Source organism: Cupriavidus cauae (genome assembly GCF_008632125.1).
In the GTDB taxonomy this organism is placed as follows: domain Bacteria; phylum Pseudomonadota; class Gammaproteobacteria; order Burkholderiales; family Burkholderiaceae; genus Cupriavidus; species Cupriavidus cauae.
Genome location: NZ_VWRN01000023.1, coordinates 117,173 through 138,823 on the forward strand (window position 1 = coordinate 117,173; position 21,651 = coordinate 138,823).

Sequence of the window (21,651 nt, forward strand, 5' to 3'; positions counted from 1 at the left end):
CCGGGGGGGCATCCGGGCGCAGCCCATGCCAATTGATGGATATTCCATTGCCATGGAATATCCAGGGTCATTGTCGCGGTCTGTCGCCATCGCCTGATTCAGCCAACCCGTTTTGCCGCGGTTTTGCCGCGGCCCTTTGTGGGATCGCCTGTAGCGTTCGCCGTCCCGGCGTGCGCTCGTTTTTTGGCAGGACAGAACTGGCGTATGGCTCAAACCCGCATTGGAACGGACGCAATCATCGCGTCCAGCTGCGCGCAGGCGCAGGACTGGCTCGCTCGCCACTATCCCGGCATCACGATCGCGGCCGATGGCAGCCGGCCCCGGCTCGAAATCCAGATCGACTATCTCGACGGCATGGCCGTGCATACGCTGGTCACCGACACCACGCTTTGCCTGCGGCTGCCTTGCCAGACCGACGGCTATGTGCTGGTCACCCACGCCGAAGGCCAGCTCGCCCTGGCGGCCGATCAGGACGAGCTGCAGCCCTTGCCAGCCGGCGCGGCCGTCGTCGACGCCAGGCGCGTCACCGCCTGGAGCTTCGGTCCGGGCCGCTACGAAACCATCCTGATCGATGCGGCCCGCCTCCACGGCCGGCTGTCGCAGTCGATCGAACGCCCGGTGCCGCACCGCGTGAAATTCTTGCCGGCGGGAGACAGCGTGCCTTCCGGCGTGCGCTTTGCGGGCGAACTGGTGCGGGCGGCGCGGCGCTATTTCAATGCGGATGGCGGCCCGCACGCCATCGCCCCGGACATCGTGCAGAGCGTGCAGGACGCCGTGATCTTCGCCATGCTCAAGGAGATCCCGCACAACTACTCGGTCTACATGGCGCGCCGGCATACCGGCCCTTCGCCGCGCCATGTGCGCCGGGCGATCGAGTACATCCACGCCAACGCCACCGCGGCGCTCGGCCTGGCCGACATCGCCAACGCCGCCCGCGTCAGCATCCGCACGCTGCAGGCGGGCTTTGCCAAGTTCAAGGGCTTCACGCCGATGGGTTACGTGAAGCGGGTGCGCCTGGAGGGCGCCCACGCCGACCTGCGGACCGCCGGCGCGGAACAGTCGATCGCCGACATCGCGCGGCGCTGGGGCTTCAGCCATCTCGGACAATTCGCCAGGGACTATCGCATGGCCTTCGGCGAAACGCCTTCCGAGACCCGTCGCGGCGATTGACGGCAATTGTCGAGGTTAATTGTCGCCAGCCAAATAAATACGGTTTAAATCAGAATTAATAGAATCGAATACTAATACCCCTGCGCCTACCGGCGTAGGGGTATTTTTTCTTTAAAACCACCCCGTGGTATTAATGACTGCCAGGCGATTCATTATCAAAAAAACGCAAACCATATCAATCGCACGCACTATATCGCTTACCGAACAGACAGACCCATATCGCCACTTGCGAATCACTTATACGCTGCATCTCCAATAGCGAGCAGTAATCTCGATCGACCCAAGGAGATAGGCATGGCTTCGTCAGCAGTTCTGCAAAACCACATCGATGTCGCGGTGCCCGTCGGGACCAAGACCATCGCGGCGCCCGAGGGTGCCGCCAATTTCCTGGTCGCAGGCAACAAGGACAACGTCGCCAACTATGCGCGCGAAGGCAACGACCTGCTGATCGAGTTCAAGGATGGACAGACGCTGCGCATCCAGGGCTTCTTCGCCAATGGCGTGAACTTCAACAATCTGGTGTTCGTCCAGGACGATGCGCGCTGGCTGGCCACGTTCGACCAGGCCCTGATGGCAGGCGGCGACAATGTCCTCGAATCGGCGGTGGTCTACGAGCCGATCGCCGACAGCAGCGCGGCGCTGCTGGGCATCCTCGGCCTGGCGGCGGGCGCCGGCGTGATCGCGGCGGCAGCGGGCGGTGGCGGCGGCGGTGGCGATGACAGCCGGCCGGCGCCCGGTCGTCCGACCGTCAGCCTGCTGGACGACCAGTCTCCGGTGACGGGAACGATCGCCAACGGCAGCGCAACCAACGACGCCACGCCGACGCTGCAGGGCACCGGTGCCCTACCCAACGGCCGCATCCAGATCTCGATCGATGGCCAGCCGCCGGTGACCGTCAACGCCGACGCGAACGGCAACTGGAGCTACACGCCGCCGGCGCTGGCCGCCGGCCAGCATCAGATCGTCGTCACGCAGACCGGCGCCGATGGCAAGACCAGCGAGCCCACGGTGATCGACCTGGCGGTGGACACCACGGCGCCGGCCACGCCGACGCTCAACCCCTCCAATGGCGCGACCCTGAGCGGTACCGCCGAGGCCGGCAGCACGGTCGGCATCGACCTGAACGGCGACGGCACGCCGGATGCCACCGTCATCGCCGACGGCAACGGCAACTGGACCTACACCCCGACCTCGCCGCTGCCCGACGGCACCACCGTGACCGTGGTCGCGACCGACCCCGCCGGCAACACCAGCGAGCCGGCCACGACGACGGTTGACGCCCAGCCGCCAGCCACCCCAACCGTCAACCCGACCAATGGCACCTCGCTGAGCGGTACCGCCGAGGCCGGCAGCACGGTCGGCATCGACCTGAACGGCGACGGCACGCCCGATGCGACGGTCGTCACCGACGGCGGCGGCAACTGGACCTACACGCCGACCTCGCCGGTGCCGGACGGCACCACGGTGACCGTGGTCGCGACCGACCCGGCCGGCAATACCAGCGGCCCGGCGACCACGACCGTCGACGCGGCCGCCCCCGCCGCGCCCGCGATTTCCAGCGTCACCGACGACACCGATCCGGTCAGCGGGCCCCTGACTTCGGGCGGCAGCACCAACGACACCACGCCGACGATCGCCGGTACCGCCGAAGCGAACAGCACCGTGCAGATCTTCAACGGCACGACGCTGCTGGGCACCGTCGTCGCCGACGGCAGCGGCAACTGGACCTTCACGCCGACCACGCCGCTGGCCGACGGCAACTATTCGCTGACCGCCACGGCCACCGATGCGGTCGGCAATGTCAGCGGTCCCGGCACCGCCTTCATCATCACGGTCGATACGGCGCCGCCGGCCGCGCCCGCCATCTCCCAGGCCAACGGCACCACGCTGGCCGGCACGGCCGAAGCCGGCAGCACGATCGCGATCGACCTGAATGGCGACGGCACGCCCGATACCACCGTCACCGCCGACGGCAGCGGCAACTGGAGCTACACGCCGGCCACGCCGCTGCCCGACGGCACCGTCGTCAGCGTGACCGCTATCGATGCCGCCGGCAACGGCAGCGCGCCCGTCACCGCCACCATCGACTCCGTCGCGCCGACTGCACCGGCCATCGCCAGCGTCACCGACGACGCCGACCCGGTCAGCGGCCCGCTGACCTCTGGCGGCAGCACCAACGACGCCACGCCGACGATCGCCGGCACCGCGGAAGCGAACAGCACGGTCCAGATCTTCAACGGCACCACGCTGCTGGGCACCGTCGTCGCCGACGGCAGCGGCAACTGGACGTTCACGCCGACCACGCCGCTGGCCGACGGCAGCTACTCGCTGACGGCCACCGCGACCGATGCGGCCGGCAACACCAGCCCGGCCAGCACGGCATTCGACTTGACGGTCGATACCGCGCCGCCGGCCGTTCCGGTCATCGTGCAGGCCAACGGCAACACGATCGCCGGCACCGCGGACGCGAACAGCACCATCGCCATCGACACCAACGGCGACGGCACGCCCGACGCCACGGTCACCGCCGACGGTGCAGGCAACTGGACCTACACGCCGACTACGCCGCTGGCCGATGGCGCGACGGTCAGTGTCACCGCCACCGATCCCGCCGGCAACGCCAGCGCACCGGCCACCGCCACCGTCGATGCGGTGGCACCGGGCACCCCGACGATCGCACCGACCAACGGCACGCTGCTGCAGGGCACCGCCGAAGCCAACAGCACCGTCAATATCGACACCAACGGCGACGGTACGGCCGATGCCACGGTGACCGCCGACGGCGCCGGCAACTGGACCTATACGCCGACCGCGCCGCTGGCCGACGGCACCGTCGTCGAGGTCACCGCCACCGATGCCGCCGGCAATACCAGCGCGCCGGCCACGGAGACCGTCGACGCCGCGGCACCGAGCGCGCCCTCGATCGACACCGTCGTCGACGATGTCGATCCAGTCTCCGCGCCGCTGACCTCCGGCGACAGCACCAACGACGCCACGCCGACGATCGCCGGTACCGCGGAAGCGAACAGCACCGTGCAGATCTTCAACGGCACCACGCTGATCGGCACGGCGACCGCCGATGGCAGCGGCAACTGGACCTTCTCGCCGACCACGCCGCTGGCCGACGGCAGCTACTCGCTGACGGCAGTCGCCACCGACGCGGCGGGCAACACCAGCCCGGCCAGCGCCGCCTTCGACTTCACCGTCGATACCGCCGCGCCCGCCGCTCCGGTCATCCTGCTGGCCAGCGCCGACACCATCACGGGCACGGCCGACCCCTTCAGCAGCATCGCGATCGACACCAATGGCGACGGCACGCCGGACGGCACCGTGACCGCCGATGGCAGCGGCAACTGGAGCTTCTCGCCGGGCCTGCCGCTTGCCGACGGCACGACGGTCAGCGTGACCGCCACCGATGCCGCCGGCAACGCGAGCACTCCTGCCACCGCGACGGTCGATGCCCTGCCCCCGGGCACGCCGACCATCGCGCCGACCAACGGCATCCAGCTCGAGGGCACCGCCGAAGCCAACAGCACCGTCCGTATCGATACCAATGGCGACGGCACGCCCGATGCCACGGTCACCGCCGATGGCGCCGGCAACTGGACCTACACGCCGGCGACCCCGCTGGCCGACGGCACGGTCGTCAGCGTCACGGCCACCGATGCCGCGGGCAATACCAGCACCCCGGCCACCGCCACCGTCGATGCCGCCGCTCCCGCCGTGCCGACGATCGAGCCCAGCAACGGCTCGGTCCTCGAAGGCACCGCGGAGGCTGACAGCACCGTCAACATCGACACCAACGGCGACGGCACGCCCGACGCCACGGTCACCGCCGACGGCACCGGCAACTGGTCCTATACGCCGACTACGCCGCTGACCGACGGCACCGTCGTTACCGTCACGGCCACCGATGCCGCCGGCAATACCAGCGCACCGGCCACCGCCACGGTCGATGCGGCGGCACCCGCAGCCCCGGCCATCACGTCGGTCGTCGATGACGCCGATCCGGTCTCGGCGCCGCTGACCTCCGGCGACAGCACCAACGACGCCACGCCGACGATCGCCGGCACCGCGGAAGCCAACAGCACGGTGCAGATCTTCAACGGCACCACGCTGATCGGCACGGCAACCGCCGACGGCACCGGCAACTGGACGTTCTCGCCGACCTCGCCGCTGGCAGACGGCAGCTACTCGCTGACGGCAGTCGCCACCGACGCGGCGGGCAACATCAGCCCGGCCAGCGGCGCGTTCGACTTCACGGTCGACACCGCTCCGCCGGCCGCCCCGGTCATCACCACAGCCAATGGCGGCACCATCGCCGGCACCGCGGAGGCCAACAGCAGCATCGCCATCGACACCGATGGCGACGGCACGCCCGATGCCACCGTGACCGCCGATGGCAGCGGCAACTGGAGCTATGCGCCGACGACGCCGATCGCCGATGGCACGACCATCAGCGTGACGGCGACCGATGCCGCCGGCAACGCCAGCGCACCGGCCACTATCGCCATCGATTCGGTCGCACCGGCCGCCCCGGTCATCGCGCCGACCAACGGCACGGTGATCGAAGGCACCGCCGAGGCCAACAGCACGATCGCGATCGACACCAATGGCGACGGCACGCCCGATGCCACCGTCACCGCCGACGGCAGTGGCAACTGGACCTATACGCCGACCACCCCGCTGGCCGACGGCACCGTCGTCAGCGCGACGGCCACCGACGCCGCCGGCAACACCAGCGCGCCAGGCAGCGCCACCGTCGATGCGGTGGCGCCAGGCACGCCGACGGTCCAGCCCACCGACGGCACGCTGCTGCAGGGCACGGCGGATGCGAACAGCACCGTCAATATCGACACCGACGGCGACGGCACCGCCGACGCCACGGTGACGGCCGACGGCAGCGGCAACTGGACCTATACGCCGACTACTCCGCTGGCCGACGGCACCGTGGTCAACGTCACGGCCAGCGATGCCGCCGGCAACGTCAGCGCCCCGGCGACCACCACGGTCGATGCGCTGCCGCCGGGCGTGCCGACCATCGCACCGACCGATGGCACGCTGCTCGAGGGCACCGCCGAAGCGAACAGCACCGTCGACATCGACACCAATGGCGACGGCACGCCCGAGGCCACGGTCACGGCCGACGGCGGCGGCAACTGGACCTATACGCCGCCGACCCCACTGCCCGACGGCACCGTCGTCAGCGTCACGGCACGCGATGCCGTCGGCAACACCAGCGCGCCGGCCACCGCGACCGTGGATGCCGTGCCGCCGGCCGCGCCGGTCATCGCGCCGACCAACGGCACGGTGATCGAAGGCACCGCCGAGGCCAACAGCACGATCGCGATCGACACCAATGGCGACGGCACGCCCGAGGCCACGGTCACGGCCGACGGCAGTGGCAACTGGACCTATACGCCGACCGCCCCGCTGGCCGACGGTACCGTCGTCAGCGCCACCGCCACCGACGCCGCCGGCAACACCAGCGCGCCGGGCAGCGCGACGGTCGACGCCGTGGCGCCAATCGTGCCGGTCATCGTCAGCGTGACCGATGATGTCGACCCGGCCAGCGGCCCGCTGACCTCCGGCGGCAGCACCAACGATGGCACGCCGACCATCGCGGGCACAGCCGAGGCCAACAGCACCGTGCGCATCTTCAACGGCACCACGCTGGTCGGCACGGCGACCGCCGATGGCACCGGCAACTGGTCCTTCACGCCGACCACGGCGCTGGCCGACGGCAGCTATTCGCTGACGGCGGTCGCCACCGACGCGGCGGGCAATGCCAGCGGCAGCAGCACGGCCTTCGATCTGACCATCGATACCGCGGCACCGGCCGCGACGCTCGCCATCACCGGCATGACGGACGACACGGGCACCGCGGGCGACTGGACCACCGGCGATACCGCGCCGACCTTCTCGGGAACGCTCAGCGCTCCGCTGGCCGACGGCGACCGCGTCGAGGTCAGCTACGACGGCGGCACCACCTGGACGCAGGCCACTGTCAACGGCACCAGCTGGTCGTGGTCGGCACCCAATCACCAGTTCGCCGACGGCAACCACTCGGTGACGGTGCGGCTGATCGATGCCGCCGGCAATATCGGCGCGAGCAGCGACACGCAGACCTTCACGATCTCCACCAATGTCGCTCCGGAGGTGTCGGCGCAGGAATCGGGCGGGCTGCTCGGCATCGTCGACGCCAATGTGCTGGGCCTGATCGACCTGAGCTCGCAGCAGGTGTTCGGCGCGAGCGACTACAACAACAACATCCAGCAGGTGGTGCTGCGCTACGGCGGCCTGATCGGCCTGCCGCTGCAGCGGCTGGGATACAACGCCGAGCTTGCCGCGGAGCTGGGCATCAACGTGGTTCCGCTGCACGACCCGGGCATCCTGGGCGTGATCGCGGCAGTGTCGACGCTGACGATCACTTCCGCCGACGGCGGGCCGATCGATACGCTGCGGCTCAACGAGCTGCTCGGCTCGGTGACGATCGAAGGCGGGCTGCTGGGCGTCAGCCTGGACCTGCTGTCGAACTTCACGATCACCGCGACCGACACCACCGGGTTGACCGATACCGCCAACGCCACCCAGCTCGCCAGCGCCGAGGTACTCGCCGGCCTGCTCGGCTCGAGCCAGTCCACCGCGATCGTCGAAGGCACCTCGTCCGCCGACACGGTCGATGGCACCGGCAACAGCGATCGCCTGTACGGCTACGCCGGCGACGACACGCTGAACGGCGGCGACGGCAACGACCTGCTGCGCGGCGGCGCGGGCAACGACACGCTGAACGGCGGCAACGGCAACGACCTGCTGATCGGCGGCGCCGGCAACGACACGATGAGCGGCGGCGCGGGCGGCGACGTGTTCCTGTACGAGGTCACCGCCAACGACGGTACCGGTGGCAACGGCAGCGACGTCATCACCGACTTCACGGTGGGGACCGCGCCGGGCCAGGCGGCATCCGACGTGATCGACCTGTCGAGTCTGCTAGTCGGCTACACCGGCGACGGCGATGGCCCGGCGCACTACGTCAACGGCGTGGCGACGATCGACGACGGCGACAACATCGGCGACTACCTCAGCGTCACCAACGACGGCACCAATACGGTCATCCATATCGACCGCGACGGTACCGGCGCCGCCTTCGGCTCGGAGACGCTGGTCACGCTGACCAACGTCAACACCGATATGGAGACGCTGCTGGCCAATCGCCAGGTTCTCGTCTGAGCGAAGCGGGCGGCGGTCCCCCCGTTCCGCCGCCCGCTTCGCCAGACGCTTTCTCGCCGCGCTCTCACCGCATTCACACCACGACAAGGAGACCCGCCCCACCGCATCGATCCACCCTGCAATACCCCGTCGGCCGCGACGCTGCCTCGCGACCGATGCGTGGCCACATGTCAAAGCCTTCACCGCGAAGCGTGGTGATTTCGTGAAACCGACATTGTTGAGATCCATCGTGGCCCTCTTTGCCAACGGAGCGCGGACCCGGCAGCGCGCGCTCCTTTCCCGGCTTCCCGCCGGGTACACGCTGCGCATTACGCCCTCGTCGGCGACGCTGTCCGCCTTTACTGCGCCGGCCGCGCTGGCCGCGCTGACCTTGCTGGTGCTGCCCTGCTCCGGGCCGGCGTCGGCCGCGCCCTATACCGCTTCGACGTCCACGGCCCCGGCAAGCTCGGCCGGCATGCCGGGCCCCTCGGCACCGCAACGCATCGCCCTCGACGGCCTGACGCTGCGCAACGCGGTCGGCATCGCGATCGCGCGCCATCCCGACATCAGCCGCGCCAACGCGGTGGTTACGCAAAACCTCTCCGAAATCTCCGTGGCCAAGGCCGCCTGGTATCCGAAGATCGAATACGGCGTGCAGCCCGGCTATGGCGGCAGCTTCGGCAGCGGCGGCAACGATCTCGGCTCGCGCGCCTCGGTCGGCGCCAGCCAGCTGCTATACGACTTCGGCCGCACCCGCAGCAAGGTCTCGGCGGCCGACGCCAATCTGGGCAAGAGCCAGCATCAGCTCGCCGATACCGTCGAGACGGTGGCGGCCAATACCGCCGACACCTTCGTCGAACTGGCCGCCAGCCAGGCCGTGATCGCGGCCGCGCAACGGCAGGTGGAATCGATGAACGAAACGCGCGCCCGCATCGGCGAGCGCGTGCGCGCGGGACTGTCGGTGTCGTCCGACCGGGACCTGGCGGAGGTAGCCACGCTACGCGCCAGCGCCGAGGTGCTGAAGGCCCGCAACCGCTTCGATGTGGCGGCCACCAAGCTGGCCGAGCTGATCGGCGCGCGTCCGCAGCAGGTGGCGGACCTGGCCAACACCGGCGGCGTGATCGAGCGGATCACGCGCGACGGCGGGGGCGGACGCGACGACCAGATCGACGACACGCCGTCGGTGCTGGCGGCACGCGCGGCGGTCGATGCGGCCGCCGCCAACGTCGATCTGGCCAAGGCCGAGCGCTATCCCTCGGTCAGCGTCGGCGTCAGCCGCTCGCTGTCGACCGGACGCGCCAACGCCAACGACGACACCTGGGTCGGCCTGTCGATCCGCGGCGACTTCTCGCTGGGCCGGCTCGCCCAGCACCGCATCGCCGCCGCGCAGGCGCAGGAGCGCGCCGCCGCCGATGCGCTGGAAAACCAGCGGCTGCGCACGCGCACCGCGCTGTACGCGGCGCAGACCGAAGCGGAAGGCGCGGCCGCGCGGCTCGCCAGCTACCGCAACGTGATCGAGCTGTCGCGCTCGTCGCGCAATCTGTACTGGCAGGAATACATGCTGAACAAGCGCTCGCTGACCGAGGTGATCACGCGCGACCGCGAGATCTTCCTCGCCGAGGAAGAATGGATCAACGCCATGGCCGACGGCATCCGCGCCCGCATCAAGGCGTATGCCGCGGTCGGCAAGTTCGTGGAGCTGCTGCGGCAGCAGGAAGGCGCACGCGATGAATGACCCCACTCCGTTGAGCGCGCTGGCGCAGGCCGCCGGGCAGTCCCCGCACACGCCAGCGTCAGCGCCACCGCATACGCCACCGCATACGCCATCGCAAATGCCATCGCAAATGCCATCGCAAACGCCACCGCCAGCGCCAGCGCCCGCGCCTTCGCAGCATGCCGAGCCCGAGGCCGATGCCACGCTGCAGCCGTGGATCGATGCGATGCTGCTCGCCGCGCGGCGGCTCAACGTGCAGGCCTCGCCCGAGCAGTTGCGCAATGCCGCGGCGTGGGTCGGGCGCGGCGAGCAGCAGCGCGACACCGCCATCGTCGAGCTGGCCGCATCGGCCGGTCTGTCCGCGCAATTCGTCGAGCTGCCGCCGGCCTCGCTGTCGCCGGTGATGCTGCCGGTGCTGGTGCCGCTGGGCCGGCAGGTCGGCATGGTGATCGCCGTGGTCAACGGCGTGGCCACGTTGCTGCTGCCGCTCGATGGCAAGCCGGTCGAGCGCAGCCTGACGCTGGACGCGCTGGCGCGCGAGGCGAGCGGCCAGCTGCTGCTGGTGCAGGCGCGCACCGCTCGCCGCGGCGACCGGCTCGATGCCTATCTGCGCGCGGCGCCGGACTCGTGGCTGACCGGCATCTTCACCGCGCACTGGCGCACCATGCTGGACCTCGGCCTGGGCTCGCTGTTCGGCAACCTGCTGGCGGTCGGCACCTCGCTGTTCGCGATGCAGGTGTGGGACCGCGTGGTGCCGGCGCGCTCGCTCCATACGCTGTGGGTGCTGGCTTCGGGCGTGGCGCTCGCCCTCGCGCTGGAGCTGCTGATCCGCACCGCGCGCGTCTCCATCACCGATCATTTCGGCAAGCGCGTCGACATGAAGCTGTCGGCGATGTTCTTCGCCCGCGTGCTCGATATCCGCAACGATGCGCGGCCGCGCTCGCCCGGCACGCTGATCGCGCAGCTGCGCGACCTCGAACAGCTGCGCGAGCTGCTGACCTCGAGCACGCTGGGCGTGCTGATCGACCTGCCCTTCGTCGCCGCCTTCCTGTTCATCATCTGGGTGCTGGGCGGCTGGCTGGTGGTGATTCCGCTGGCGGCGATTCCGCTGCTGATCCTGCCGGGGCTGCTGGCGCAGATACCGCTGGCCCGGCTGTCGCGCGAAGGGATGGCCGAGGCCGCGCTGCGCAATGCGATCCTGATGGAATCGATCTACCGCGCCGAGGACATCAAGTCGCTGCAGGCCGAGCCACGCTTTCGCGGGCTGTGGGACCAGGCCAACCACGTCAACGGCGAGATCGGGCTGAAGCAGCGCTTCATCGCCGGGCTGCTGGTCAACGTGTCGCAGACGGTGCAGCAGGTCGCCTATGTCGGCGTGGTGATCGCCGGCGTCTACGGCATCCTCGACGGCAATCTCTCCTTTGGCGCGGTGCTGGCCTGCTCGATCCTGACCAGCCGCACCATCGCGCCGCTGGCGCAGATTCCGGCGGTACTGGGCCGCATCCAGAATGCGCGCGTCGGCAAGAAGGCGCTGGACGAGCTGCTGCGGCTGCCGGTGGACCACGATCCCGACAAGGACGCCTATCACAAGCCCGTGCTGCGCGGCGGCTATCGCTTCGAGAACGTGGCCTTCAGCTTCGATCCGCAGGAAAGGCCGGTGCTGACGATCCCGCAGCTGCGCATCGCGCCGGGCGAGCGCATCGCGATCCTGGGGCGCGTCGGCGCCGGCAAGTCGACGCTGCTGCGGCTCGCGGGCGGGCTGGCCTCGCCGACGCAGGGCCGCATCGTGCTCGACGACACGCCGATGGAGCTGATCGATGTCGCCGACATCCGCCGCGACATCGGCAGCGTGCTGCAGGAATCGAGCCCCTTCTACGGCACGCTGCGTGACAACCTCTTGATCGCCAATCCGCTGGCCACCGACGAGCAGCTGCTGCGCGCGCTGCGCATTGCCTGCGCCGACCAGTTGCTGCTGAACCAGCCGCACGGGCTGGACCTGCGCATCCGGGAGAACGGGCTTGGCCTGTCCGGCGGCCAGAAGCAGGTACTGGTCCTCGCCCGCACCTTCCTGCGCGACCCGCAGGTGCTGCTGCTGGACGAGCCGACCGCTTCGCTGGACGAGGGCACCGAGCTCGCGGTGATCGAACGGATGCGGCAATGGATGGGCCGGCGCACGCTGATCGTGGCGACGCATCGCTATCCGGTGCTGTCGCTGGTCGACCGCATCATCGTGGTCGACCGCGGGCGCATCGTGCGCGACGGGCCGAAGGACGAGGTGCTGGCCGCGCTCAAGCGCACGGCGCCGCCACGGCCGGCGGCATCGGCCCAACCGCCGACACAACCATCCGCGCAACCATCGTCGCCGGCGCCCGCCCACGCGGCCCCGGCCGCGGAGTAGCCCCATGGACAAGATCTCGATGCGTGCACGATTCGAAGACGGCGCCGGTGGCGCGCGCCTGCTGCTGTGGCTGGGCATCGGCGCGATCGCAGCCTTCCTGCTGTGGTCCGCCTTTGCCAGCCTGGACGAAGTGGCGGTCGGCGAAGGCAAGGTGACGCCGGCCTCCAAGGGCCAGATCATCCAGAGCCTGGAGGGCGGCATCCTCGCCGAACTGGCGGTACGCGAAGGCGACGTGGTCGAGGCCGGCCAGCAGCTGGCCACGCTGGACCCGGTGCAGGCGCGCTCGTCGATGGAGGAGACGCTGGAGCGCATCGCCGCGCTGCAGGCGCGCGCCGCGCGGCTGCACGCGGAGATGAACGACGCAGACGCGGTGGCCTTCCCCGCCGAGCTGGCGCGCGACACCGCCGTGGTCGAGCGCGAGCGGCAGCTGTTCATCGCCAACCGCCGCGCCTTCCGCGAGAACCTCGCCAATCTGCGCCAGCAGTTGCGCCTGGCCGAACAGGAGCTGCAGATCGCGCTGCCGCTGCTGCGCACCGGCGCCACCAACGAGGTCGAGATCCTGCGGCTGCGGCAGAAGGTGGCCGAGTTCGCCACCAAGCTCGATTCGACGCAGAGCGAGTACTACGTCGCGCTGAAGGCGGACTACGCCAAGACGATGGCGGACCTGGGCCCGTTGCTGAAGGTGCGCGAGGGACGCGCCGACCAGCTGCGGCGCACGGCGATCACCTCGCCCGCGCGCGGCATCGTCAAGGACATCCGCGTCTCGACCATCGGGGGCGTGATCACGCCGGGCGGCGTGTTGATGGAAATCGTGCCGCTGGGCGACCAGCTGCTGATCGAGGCGCGGCTGTCGCCGCGCGACATCGCCTTCATCCATCCGAACCAGGAGGCCACGGTCAAGATCACCGCGTTCGAGCCGTCGATCTACGGCACGCTGCCGGCCAGGGTGGACCGCATCTCGCCCGACACCATCGAGGACCAGGTCGACCGGCGCATCTACTACTACCGCGTCTACGTGCTGACCCAGCATGCGTTCCTGGAGACGAAGGACGGCAAGCGCCATCCGATCCTGCCGGGCATGGTGGCGACCGCGGAGATCCGCACCGGCCGCCGCACCGTGATGGACTACCTGGTCAAGCCGCTGAACCGCGCCGCGGAGGCACTGCGCGAGCGCTAGCCCTTGCGCAGATAGGTCACCAGCCGGTCGATCACCGGCGCATTGCGCCGCGTCAGCAGGCTTACCACGATGGCGACCGCAAACCCCGCCGGCACGCCGAAGGCGCCCGAGGCGATCGGATCGACGCCGAACCAGCGGTCGCCGAAGATGCCGGTCATCCGCGTGAAGAACGGGTAGTTGACGAAGATGTAGTAGATCGACACCGACAGCCCTGCCAGCATGCCGGCGAAAGCGCCGGCCGCGGTGGTGCGCTTCCAGAAGATCGCCAGCACCAGCACCGGGAAGAAGCTGGACGCCGCCAGCGAGAACGCCGCGCCGACCAGGAACAGGATGTTGCCGGGCCGCAGCGAGGTCACGTAGGCCGCGAACAGGGCCACGCCAAGCAGCAGGATCTTGGCGGTGGTCACGCGCCGCTGCTGGCTCGCGCCGCGATCGACCATGTGATAGAAGACGTCGTGCGACAGCGCGTTGGCAATCGTCAGCAGCAGCCCGTCGGCGGTCGACAGCGCCGCGGCCAGCGCGCCGGCGGCGACGAGCCCGGAAATCACGTAAGGCAGCCCGGCGATTTCCGGCGCGGCCAGCACGATCATGTCGGGCTGGATCATCACCTCGGCCCACTGCACGATGCCGTCGCCATTGACGTCGCGGATGCCGAACACCGGCGGGTCGATGCGCCGCCATTGCATGACCCACGCCGGCAGATCGGCATAGGGCGTGCCCACCAGATGATGCAGGAACTGGTACTTGACCAGCGCCGCCAGCGTGGGCGCGCTGACGTACAGCAGCGCGATGAAGAACACCGCCCAGGCCACCGAATTGCGGCTCTCCTTGACCGACGGCGTGGTGTAGAGCCGCGTCAGGATATGGGGCAGGCTGGCGGTACCGAGCATCAGGCAGAAGGTCAGCAGCACGAAGTTCAACCGCTCGGTCTTGCGCTCCGCCTCGGATGGCGACGGATAGGGCTCGGTGGCGGGCACCGGCGGCTGGCTGCGCGCCAGCGCGTCCTCGCGCTGCTGCGTCCATTGCTGCAGGGCCGCGGCCGGGTCCGCCGGATAGTCGGCGCGCTCGCGCTCGACCGCCTTGATCTCGCGCAGCGGCGCATTGCGGGCGCGCAGCTCCAGCAGCCGCGCATTGAGCCCGTCGCGCACCTCGTCGAAGGACTGCGGCAGCCGCGCGATGCGCTCCTGCAGCTCGATCGCCTGCTGCCGGTAATGTTCGCGCACCGCCAGCTCGCCCGGATCGCGCAGCAGCTCGCGCTCGCGCTGCGCGACATCGGTCAGCACCGTGCCGTAGCCCAGCTGCGGCACCGCCTCGCCGTGATGCTTCCACGCGATCATCGACACCGTGGTCAGGAAGGCGACGATCATCACGATGTACTGCGCGACCTGCGTCCAGGTCACCGCGCGCATGCCGCCGAGAAAGGAACAGACCAGGATGCCGGCGAGGCCGAAGAACACGCCGACGGCGAAGTCGACGCCGATGAAGCGCGTGACCACCAGCCCGACGCCCTGGATCTGCGCGACCAGATAGACGAAGGAACACAGCGAGGCGGCCAGCACCGCGATGCCGCGCACCGGCAGGTTGCCGCCCGGCTTGCCGTTGCCGTAGCGCGCGGCGAGGAAATCGGGAATCGTGTAGCCGCCGTACTTGCGCAGATACGGCGCAAGCAGGAAGGCCACCAGGCAGTAGCCGCCGGTCCAGCCCATCACATAGGCCAGCCCCTCGTAGCCCGAGGCGAACAGGATGCCGGCCAGGCCGATGAAGGACGCCGCGCTCATCCAGTCGGCGGCGATCGCCATGCCGTTGAACATCGCGGGCACGCGCCGGCCCGCGACATAGTATTCGTGCAGGTCCGCGGTGCGGCAGATCAGCCCGATGCAGGCATAGATCGCGATGGTGATGAAGAGGAAGACGTAGCCGAGCCAGAGCGCGTCGGCATTGGATCGCTCGAGCAGCCCCATCATGCCGATGAAGCCGAACAGTCCGAGCGTGAACAGGCCGTAGTACAGCAGCAGCCGGCGGCGAAAGCGCGACTGGGCTTGGGCCATGGGCGGGAGCGGAATCGGGAGCGAGGAAGGCGGCGATCAAACGCGAAGCGGGCGCCGCGGCAATGGCGCCCGCTTCGCGCGGCGGGTCTTACTTGGCCTGCCGCAGCTGTTCGAGGATCGCCGGGTTCTCCAGCGTGGAGGTGTCCTGCGTGATTTCCTCGTTCTTGGCCAGCGACCGCAGCAGGCGGCGCATAATCTTGCCCGAGCGCGTCTTCGGCAGGTTGTCGCCGAAGCGGATGTCCTTCGGCTTGGCGATCGGCCCGATCTCCTTGGCGACCCAGTTGCGCAGCTCGTTGGCGATCTGCACGGCCTCCTCGTCGTTCGGACGCGCGCGCTTGAGCACCACGAAGGCGCAGATGGCCTCGCCGGTGGTGTCATCGGGACGGCCGACCACCGCGGCCTCGGCGACGATCGGATTGGCCACCAGCGCCGACTCGATCTCCATCGTGCCCATGCGGTGGCCCGACACGTTCAGCACGTCGTCGATGCGGCCCATGATGGTGAAGTAGCCGGTCTCCTTGTCGCGCACCGCGCCGTCGCCGGCGAGATAGAGCTTGCCGCCCAGCTCGGCCGGGAAATAGCTCTTCCTGAAGCGCTCCGGATCGCCCCAGATGGTGCGGATCATCGCCGGCCACGGACGCTTGACCACCAGGATGCCGCCGCTGCCGTTGGGCACGTCCTGGCCGGTCTCGTCGACCACCGCCGCCATGATGCCGGGCAGCGGCAGCGTGCACGAGCCCGGCACCAGCGGCGTCGCGCCCGGCAGCGGCGTGATCATGTGGCCGCCGGTCTCGGTCTGCCAGAAGGTATCGACGATCGGGCAGCGGCCGCGGCCAATATTCTCGTGGTACCACATCCACGCTTCCGGATTGATCGGCTCGCCGACGGTGCCCAGCAGGCGCAGGCTCGACAGGTCGTACTGCTTCGGATGCACGGCCTGGTCGGCCTCGGCGGCCTTGATCAGCGAACGGATCGCCGTCGGCGCGGTGTAGAACACGCTGACCTTGTGGCGCGCGATCATGTCCCAGAAGCGGCCGGCGTTCGGATAGGTCGGGATGCCCTCGAACATCAGCTGGGTCGCCCCCGCGGCCAGCGGGCCGTAGGCGATATAGGTGTGGCCGGTGACCCAGCCGATGTCGGCGGTACACCAGTACAGGTCGTCGGGCTTGATGTCGAAGGTCCATTTCATCGTCATCAATGCCCACAGCAGATAGCCGCCGGTGCTGTGCTGCACGCCCTTGGGCTTGCCGGTCGAGCCCGAGGTGTACAGCACGAACAGCGGATGCTCGGCATCGACCGGCTCGGCCTCGCAGGTCTCCGGCTGGCCCGCGCAGACCTCGTCGAGCCAGCGGTCGCGGCCTTCTACCCAGTTGACCTTGCCGCCGGTGCGGCGATAGACCACCACGTGCTTGACCGCCTCGCAGCCGCCCAGCGCCAGCGCCTCGTCGGCGATCGCCTTCAGCGGCAGCGCCTTGCCGCCGCGCATCTGCTCGTCGGCGGTCAGCAGCGCCACCGCGCCGACGTCGACCAGCCGCTCCTGCAGCGACTTGGCGGAGAAGCCGCCGAACACGACCGAATGGGTGGCGCCGATGCGGGCGCAGGCCTGCATCGCGCAGACGCCCTCGATCGACATCGGCATGTAGATCACGACGCGGTCGCCCTTGCCGATGCCCAGCGCCTTCAGGCCATTGGCCAGCTGGCACACGCGCGCATGCAGCTCGCGATAGGTGACCCGGGTGACCGTGCCGTCGTCGGCCTCGAACACGATCGCGACCTTGTCGGCGTTGCCGTTTTCGAGATTGCGCTCCAGGCAGTTGTACGAGGCGTTCAGCTGGCCGTCCTCGAACCACTTGTAGAACGGCGCGTTGCTCTCGTTCAGCACCTTGGTGAAGGGCTTGGCCCAGACCAGCTGCTCGCGGGCATGGCGCGCCCAGAAGCCTTCGTAGTCGCGCTCGGCCTCTTCGCACAGCGCACGGTAGGCGTCCATGCCGGAAATGGCTGCGCTCTTGGCGAACGATTCGGGTGGGGGGAATACGCGATGCTCTTGCATCACCGATTCGATGGCGGACATAGCTCGTCTCCTGAAAGGCCGGTATGGCTTCGATACTTTTGCCGCAACGCTACGCTGCGCGGCTTACTGCAACCTGACGCTGTTCCCTTGCTGTCCGTTCCCGTCCTTTCCGGTCGTGCTGGCCGAAGGCGCATTGCGATGCAGCAATGGTGCCGGCTTGGCGTTGCGCGCATGGCGTCCGCATGTGAAGCCTAAGCCTTAAGGCTAGCACAGCTATAATCGCCCGGCGCGTGCGGCGGCGCGCGCTGCGGTCCGCTGACGACCGCTGCAGCCGACCGCGCGCAGTGCCACCGAAGACCGATCCCGTGCCCCCTTCCCTTCCCCTGAATGCCCTGCTGCTGGCCGCCTCGATGGCGCTGGTCGGCAGCAATGTCGGCCTCGGCAAGGCGATCGTGGCCCATGTGCCGATCCTGCTGTTCGCGCTGCTGCGCTTCGTGGTCGCCATCGTCTGCCTGTCTCCGTGGTATCGGCCCGCGCGCATGCGCCGCGTGTCCCGCCGCGAGTGGTTCAACCTGTTCCTGCAGGCCTTCTTCGGGACCTTCCTGTTCACGCTGCTGATGCTGGGCGGCGTGCGGCTGACCAGCGCGATGTCCGCCGGCGTCATCACCAGCACCATTCCCGCGACCGTGGCGATCCTGTCGTGGCTGGTGCTGCGCGAACGGCTGTCGCGCCGCACCGTGCTGTCGGTGCTGCTGGCGGTGGCGGGCATTGCGGTGCTCAATATCGCGCGGGGCGGCCACCACGGCGGCGGCGGCGGCGATGCGCTGCTCGGCAACCTGATGGTGATGGGCGCGGTGGTCTGCGAATCGATCTACGTGATCCTGTCCAAGCGGCTGGCGCAGACGCTGGCCGCGATCGAGATCTGCGCCTATACGCACCTGATCGGCGGCCTGCTGATGCTGCCGCTCGGGCTGGTGCCGCTGCTCGACTTCGATGCGACGACCGTGCCGTTGCATGTGTGGGCCATGGTGCTGTGGTACGCGCTGTCGGCCAGCGTGTTCTCGTTCTGGCTGTGGATGAAGGGCATCCGCCATGTGCCGGCGCAGCTGGCCGGCGTGTTCACCTCGGTGCTGCCGATCGCGGCGGCGCTCTACGGCATCGTGTTCCTCGGCGAGACGCCGGGCTGGGCACACGGCGTCGCGCTGGTCTGCGTGCTGGCGGGCATCGCGCTGGCGAGCTGGCCGGGCAGGCTGGCGCGGGCGGCGGCCGCACAACGCGGCGACAGCAGGGACAGCGGCGAGAGCCGCGACAAGGCCGCCCGCATCGGGACCGGCCACGGCGCCACGGTACAATCCCGCGGCCGCTGACCGGGGCGCCGCCCCGAACCTCGATCGGGGCGCCGGCCGGCACGTCGCGCTGCCGCACCGGCAGCGCAACGTTTCCATGCAAGCTCTTTCGTAACCTCTCACGCAATCCCTGGGCACCCCAGGCAACCCCCTACGCAAGCACCATGGCATCGAACTTATCGCCGGAGCCGCAACGGATGCGGCCGATTCCCCGTCTGATCTTCGCCTCGCGCTGGCTGCAGCTGCCGCTGTATCTGGGCCTGATCGTCGCGCAAGGCGTCTACGTCTATCACTTCCTGATGGAGGTCTGGCATCTGCTGGCCCACGTCACCGAGTACGACGAGAACAAGATCATGCTGGTGGTGCTGGGCCTGATCGACGTGGTGATGATCTCCAACCTGCTGATCATGGTGATCGTCGGCGGCTACGAGACCTTCGTGTCGCGGCTGGGCATCGACAACCATCCGGACGAGCCGGAATGGCTGGACCACGTCAATGCCGGCGTGCTCAAGGTCAAGCTGTCGATGGCGCTGATCGGCATCTCGTCGATCCACCTGCTCAAGACCTTCATCGACGCGGGGCAGCGCGACACCCATACGATCATGTGGCAGGTGGTGATCCACGTCGCCTTCCTGTTCTCGGCGATCGCGATGGCGTGGGTCGACAAGATGATCACGCACTCGCATCCTGCGCTGCAGGATCGGGGGCTCTGACCCGCCCCGGCGGCCTCCCGCAGTGCCGGCCGCGACGCCGGCACTGCGCCAGCCCTCGAAGACCGCGGCTCCCGGCCGCGGTTTTTTCATGCGCCGCCATGTCGCGGCATGTCGCGGCTCTTGGCCGATATTCGCGCATGATATGGAATTTACGCCACATTCCATGCCGGACCGCTGGCCGGCCTCCGGGACGGGTCCTGCGAGGGGGTGTATGATTCCGGGCGGAATTTTCGTCAGCTTTTGTCCGACTGCCCTCCCCCACAAGACATGACCGTCATCAAGCAAGAAGACCTGATCCAGAGCGTCGCCGACTCCCTGCAGTACATCAGCTACTACCACCCGATGGACTACATCACCAGCCTGGGCCGTGCCTACGAGCTGGAGCAAAGTCCCGCGGCCAAGGATGCGATCGCGCAGATTCTGACCAACAGCCGCATGTGCGCCGAAGGCAAGCGCCCGATCTGCCAGGACACCGGCATCGTGACCGTCTTCGTCAAGGTCGGCATGGACGTGCGCTGGGACGGCGCCACCATGAGCCTGACCGACATGATCAATGAAGGCGTGCGCCGGGGCTACACCCATCCCGACAACGTGCTGCGCGCCTCGATCGTCAATCCGCCCGAAGGCGGCCGCAAGAACACCAAGGACAACACGCCCGCGGTGATCCACTACGAGATCGTGCCGGGCGACAAGGTCGACATTCAGGTCGCGGCCAAGGGTGGCGGCTCGGAGAACAAGTCCAAGTTCGTGATGCTGAACCCGTCCGACTCGATCGTCGACTGGGTGCTGAAGACCGTGCCGACCATGGGCGCGGGCTGGTGCCCGCCCGGCATGCTGGGCATCGGCATCGGCGGCACCGCCGAGAAGGCGATGGTGATGGCCAAGGAATCGTTGATGGAATCGATCGACATCCAGGACATCATCGCCCGCGGCCCGAAGGACTGGATCGAGGAACTGCGCGTCGAGCTGTACGAGAAGGTCAATGCGCTGGGCATCGGCGCGCAGGGCCTGGGCGGTCTGGCCACGGTGCTGGACGTCAAGATCATGGCCGCGCCGACGCACGCAGCGTCCAAGCCGGTGGCGATGATCCCGAACTGCGCGGCGACCCGCCACGTGCATTTCACGCTGGATGGCAGCGGCCCGGCGAAGCTGGAAGCGCCGGACCTGTCGCAGTGGCCGCAGGTCGAGTGGGCGCCGAACACCGAGACGTCCAGGCGCGTCGATCTGAACACCCTGACGCCCGAGGAAGTCGCCTCGTGGAAGCCGGGCCAGACGCTGCTGCTGAATGGCAAGATGCTGACCGGCCGCGACGCCGCGCACAAGCGCATCGCCGACATGCTGGCCAAGGGCGAGAAGCTGCCGATCGACTTCACCAACCGCGTGATCTACTACGTCGGTCCGGTCGATCCGGTGCGCGACGAGGTCGTCGGCCCGGCTGGCCCCACTACCGCCACGCGGATGGACAAGTTCACCGAGACCATGCTGTCGCAGACCGGCCTGATCGCGATGATCGGCAAGGCCGAGCGCGGCCCGGTGGCGATCGAATCGATCCAGAAGCACAAGTCGGCCTACCTGATGGCGGTCGGCGGCGCGGCCTACCTGGTGTCGAAGGCAATCCGCGGCGCCAAGGTGCTGGCCTTCGAAGACCTCGGCATGGAAGCGATCTACGAGTTCGACGTCAAGGACATGCCGGTGACGGTGGCGGTCGACAGCAGCGGTACCTCGGTGCACAAGACCGGCCCCGCCGAATGGCAGGCCAGGATCGGCAAGATCCCGGTCGCGGCGGTCTAAGGTCGGTGGTTGCCGGGCGATAGCGGTTCGCGATCGCCCGGTACGATTCACCGCCCCTGTTCTCTCCCCAGCCC

10 protein-coding genes are annotated in these 21,651 nt (G+C 68.8%); 8 read left to right on the forward strand and 2 right to left on the reverse strand.

Annotated elements, in window-relative coordinates; all coding sequences use genetic code 11:
- Positions 1-204: 204 nt before the first annotated feature.
- The 5 genes from F1599_RS07680 (at position 205) to F1599_RS07700 (ending at position 13,668) form a co-directional block, all read left to right on the forward strand.
- Positions 205-1,170 carry a helix-turn-helix transcriptional regulator gene (locus F1599_RS07680; protein WP_149319772.1) on the forward strand — a complete coding sequence of 322 codons (966 nt, stop codon included), beginning with the start codon at positions 205-207 and terminating at the stop codon, positions 1,168-1,170.
- Positions 1,171-1,464: 294 nt separating this feature from the next.
- Entirely contained in the window at positions 1,465-8,400 is a 6,936-nt protein-coding gene (locus tag F1599_RS07685) for an Ig-like domain-containing protein (RefSeq protein ID WP_150082675.1), read from the forward strand.
- Positions 8,401-8,629: 229 nt separating this feature from the next.
- The gene (locus tag F1599_RS07690) at positions 8,630-10,114 is read left to right on the forward strand and encodes a TolC family protein (protein WP_149317065.1); all 1,485 of its coding nucleotides are present in this window, start codon (positions 8,630-8,632) and stop codon (positions 10,112-10,114) included.
- Between the two features lie 109 nt (positions 10,115-10,223).
- Entirely contained in the window at positions 10,224-12,491 is a 2,268-nt protein-coding gene (locus F1599_RS07695; protein WP_150082676.1) for a type I secretion system permease/ATPase, read from the forward strand.
- A gap of 4 nt (positions 12,492-12,495) precedes the next feature.
- Entirely contained in the window at positions 12,496-13,668 is a 1,173-nt protein-coding gene (locus F1599_RS07700) for an HlyD family efflux transporter periplasmic adaptor subunit (protein ID WP_150082677.1), read from the forward strand.
- Here the strand turns inward: F1599_RS07700 and F1599_RS07705 are convergent.
- The gene (locus F1599_RS07705; RefSeq protein WP_149317062.1) at positions 13,665-15,716 is read right to left on the reverse strand and encodes a sodium:solute symporter family protein; all 2,052 of its coding nucleotides are present in this window, start codon (positions 15,714-15,716) and stop codon (positions 13,665-13,667) included. The two genes, F1599_RS07700 and F1599_RS07705, sit on opposite strands and share 4 nt — an antisense overlap.
- Positions 15,717-15,804: 88 nt before the next feature.
- Positions 15,805-17,787, reverse strand: coding sequence for an acetate--CoA ligase (gene acs / locus F1599_RS07710; RefSeq protein ID WP_150082678.1), 1,983 nt, complete (start codon positions 17,785-17,787; stop codon positions 15,805-15,807).
- 305 nt (positions 17,788-18,092) lie between these two features.
- Between acs and F1599_RS07715 the strand changes: the two genes are divergently transcribed.
- The 3 genes from F1599_RS07715 to F1599_RS07725 all read left to right on the forward strand — a co-directional run bounded on the left by F1599_RS07715 (position 18,093) and on the right by F1599_RS07725 (position 21,577).
- The gene (locus tag F1599_RS07715; RefSeq protein WP_223819524.1) at positions 18,093-19,094 is read left to right on the forward strand and encodes a DMT family transporter; all 1,002 of its coding nucleotides are present in this window, start codon (positions 18,093-18,095) and stop codon (positions 19,092-19,094) included.
- Positions 19,095-19,237: 143 nt separating this feature from the next.
- Entirely contained in the window at positions 19,238-19,786 is a 549-nt protein-coding gene (locus tag F1599_RS07720) for a TIGR00645 family protein (protein ID WP_149317060.1), read from the forward strand.
- Between the two features lie 267 nt (positions 19,787-20,053).
- Entirely contained in the window at positions 20,054-21,577 is a 1,524-nt protein-coding gene (locus tag F1599_RS07725; RefSeq protein ID WP_149317059.1) for a fumarate hydratase, read from the forward strand.
- Positions 21,578-21,651: the final 74 nt, after the last annotated feature.

What these genes read in the sequence shown, in the direction of transcription:
- F1599_RS07685 (WP_150082675.1), top strand. Translation starts at nt 1,465, where the DNA reads ATGGCTTCGTCAGCAGTTCTGCAAAACCACATCGATGTCGCGGTGCCC.
- acs (WP_150082678.1), bottom strand. Translation starts at nt 17,787, where the DNA reads ATGTCCGCCATCGAATCGGTGATGCAAGAGCATCGCGTATTCCCCCCA.
- F1599_RS07695 (WP_150082676.1), top strand. Translation starts at nt 10,224, where the DNA reads ATGCCATCGCAAACGCCACCGCCAGCGCCAGCGCCCGCGCCTTCGCAG.
- F1599_RS07700 (WP_150082677.1), top strand. Translation starts at nt 12,496, where the DNA reads ATGGACAAGATCTCGATGCGTGCACGATTCGAAGACGGCGCCGGTGGC.
- F1599_RS07680 (WP_149319772.1), top strand. Translation starts at nt 205, where the DNA reads ATGGCTCAAACCCGCATTGGAACGGACGCAATCATCGCGTCCAGCTGC.
- F1599_RS07725 (WP_149317059.1), top strand. Translation starts at nt 20,054, where the DNA reads ATGACCGTCATCAAGCAAGAAGACCTGATCCAGAGCGTCGCCGACTCC.
- F1599_RS07705 (WP_149317062.1), bottom strand. Translation starts at nt 15,716, where the DNA reads ATGGCCCAAGCCCAGTCGCGCTTTCGCCGCCGGCTGCTGCTGTACTAC.
- F1599_RS07720 (WP_149317060.1), top strand. Translation starts at nt 19,238, where the DNA reads ATGGCATCGAACTTATCGCCGGAGCCGCAACGGATGCGGCCGATTCCC.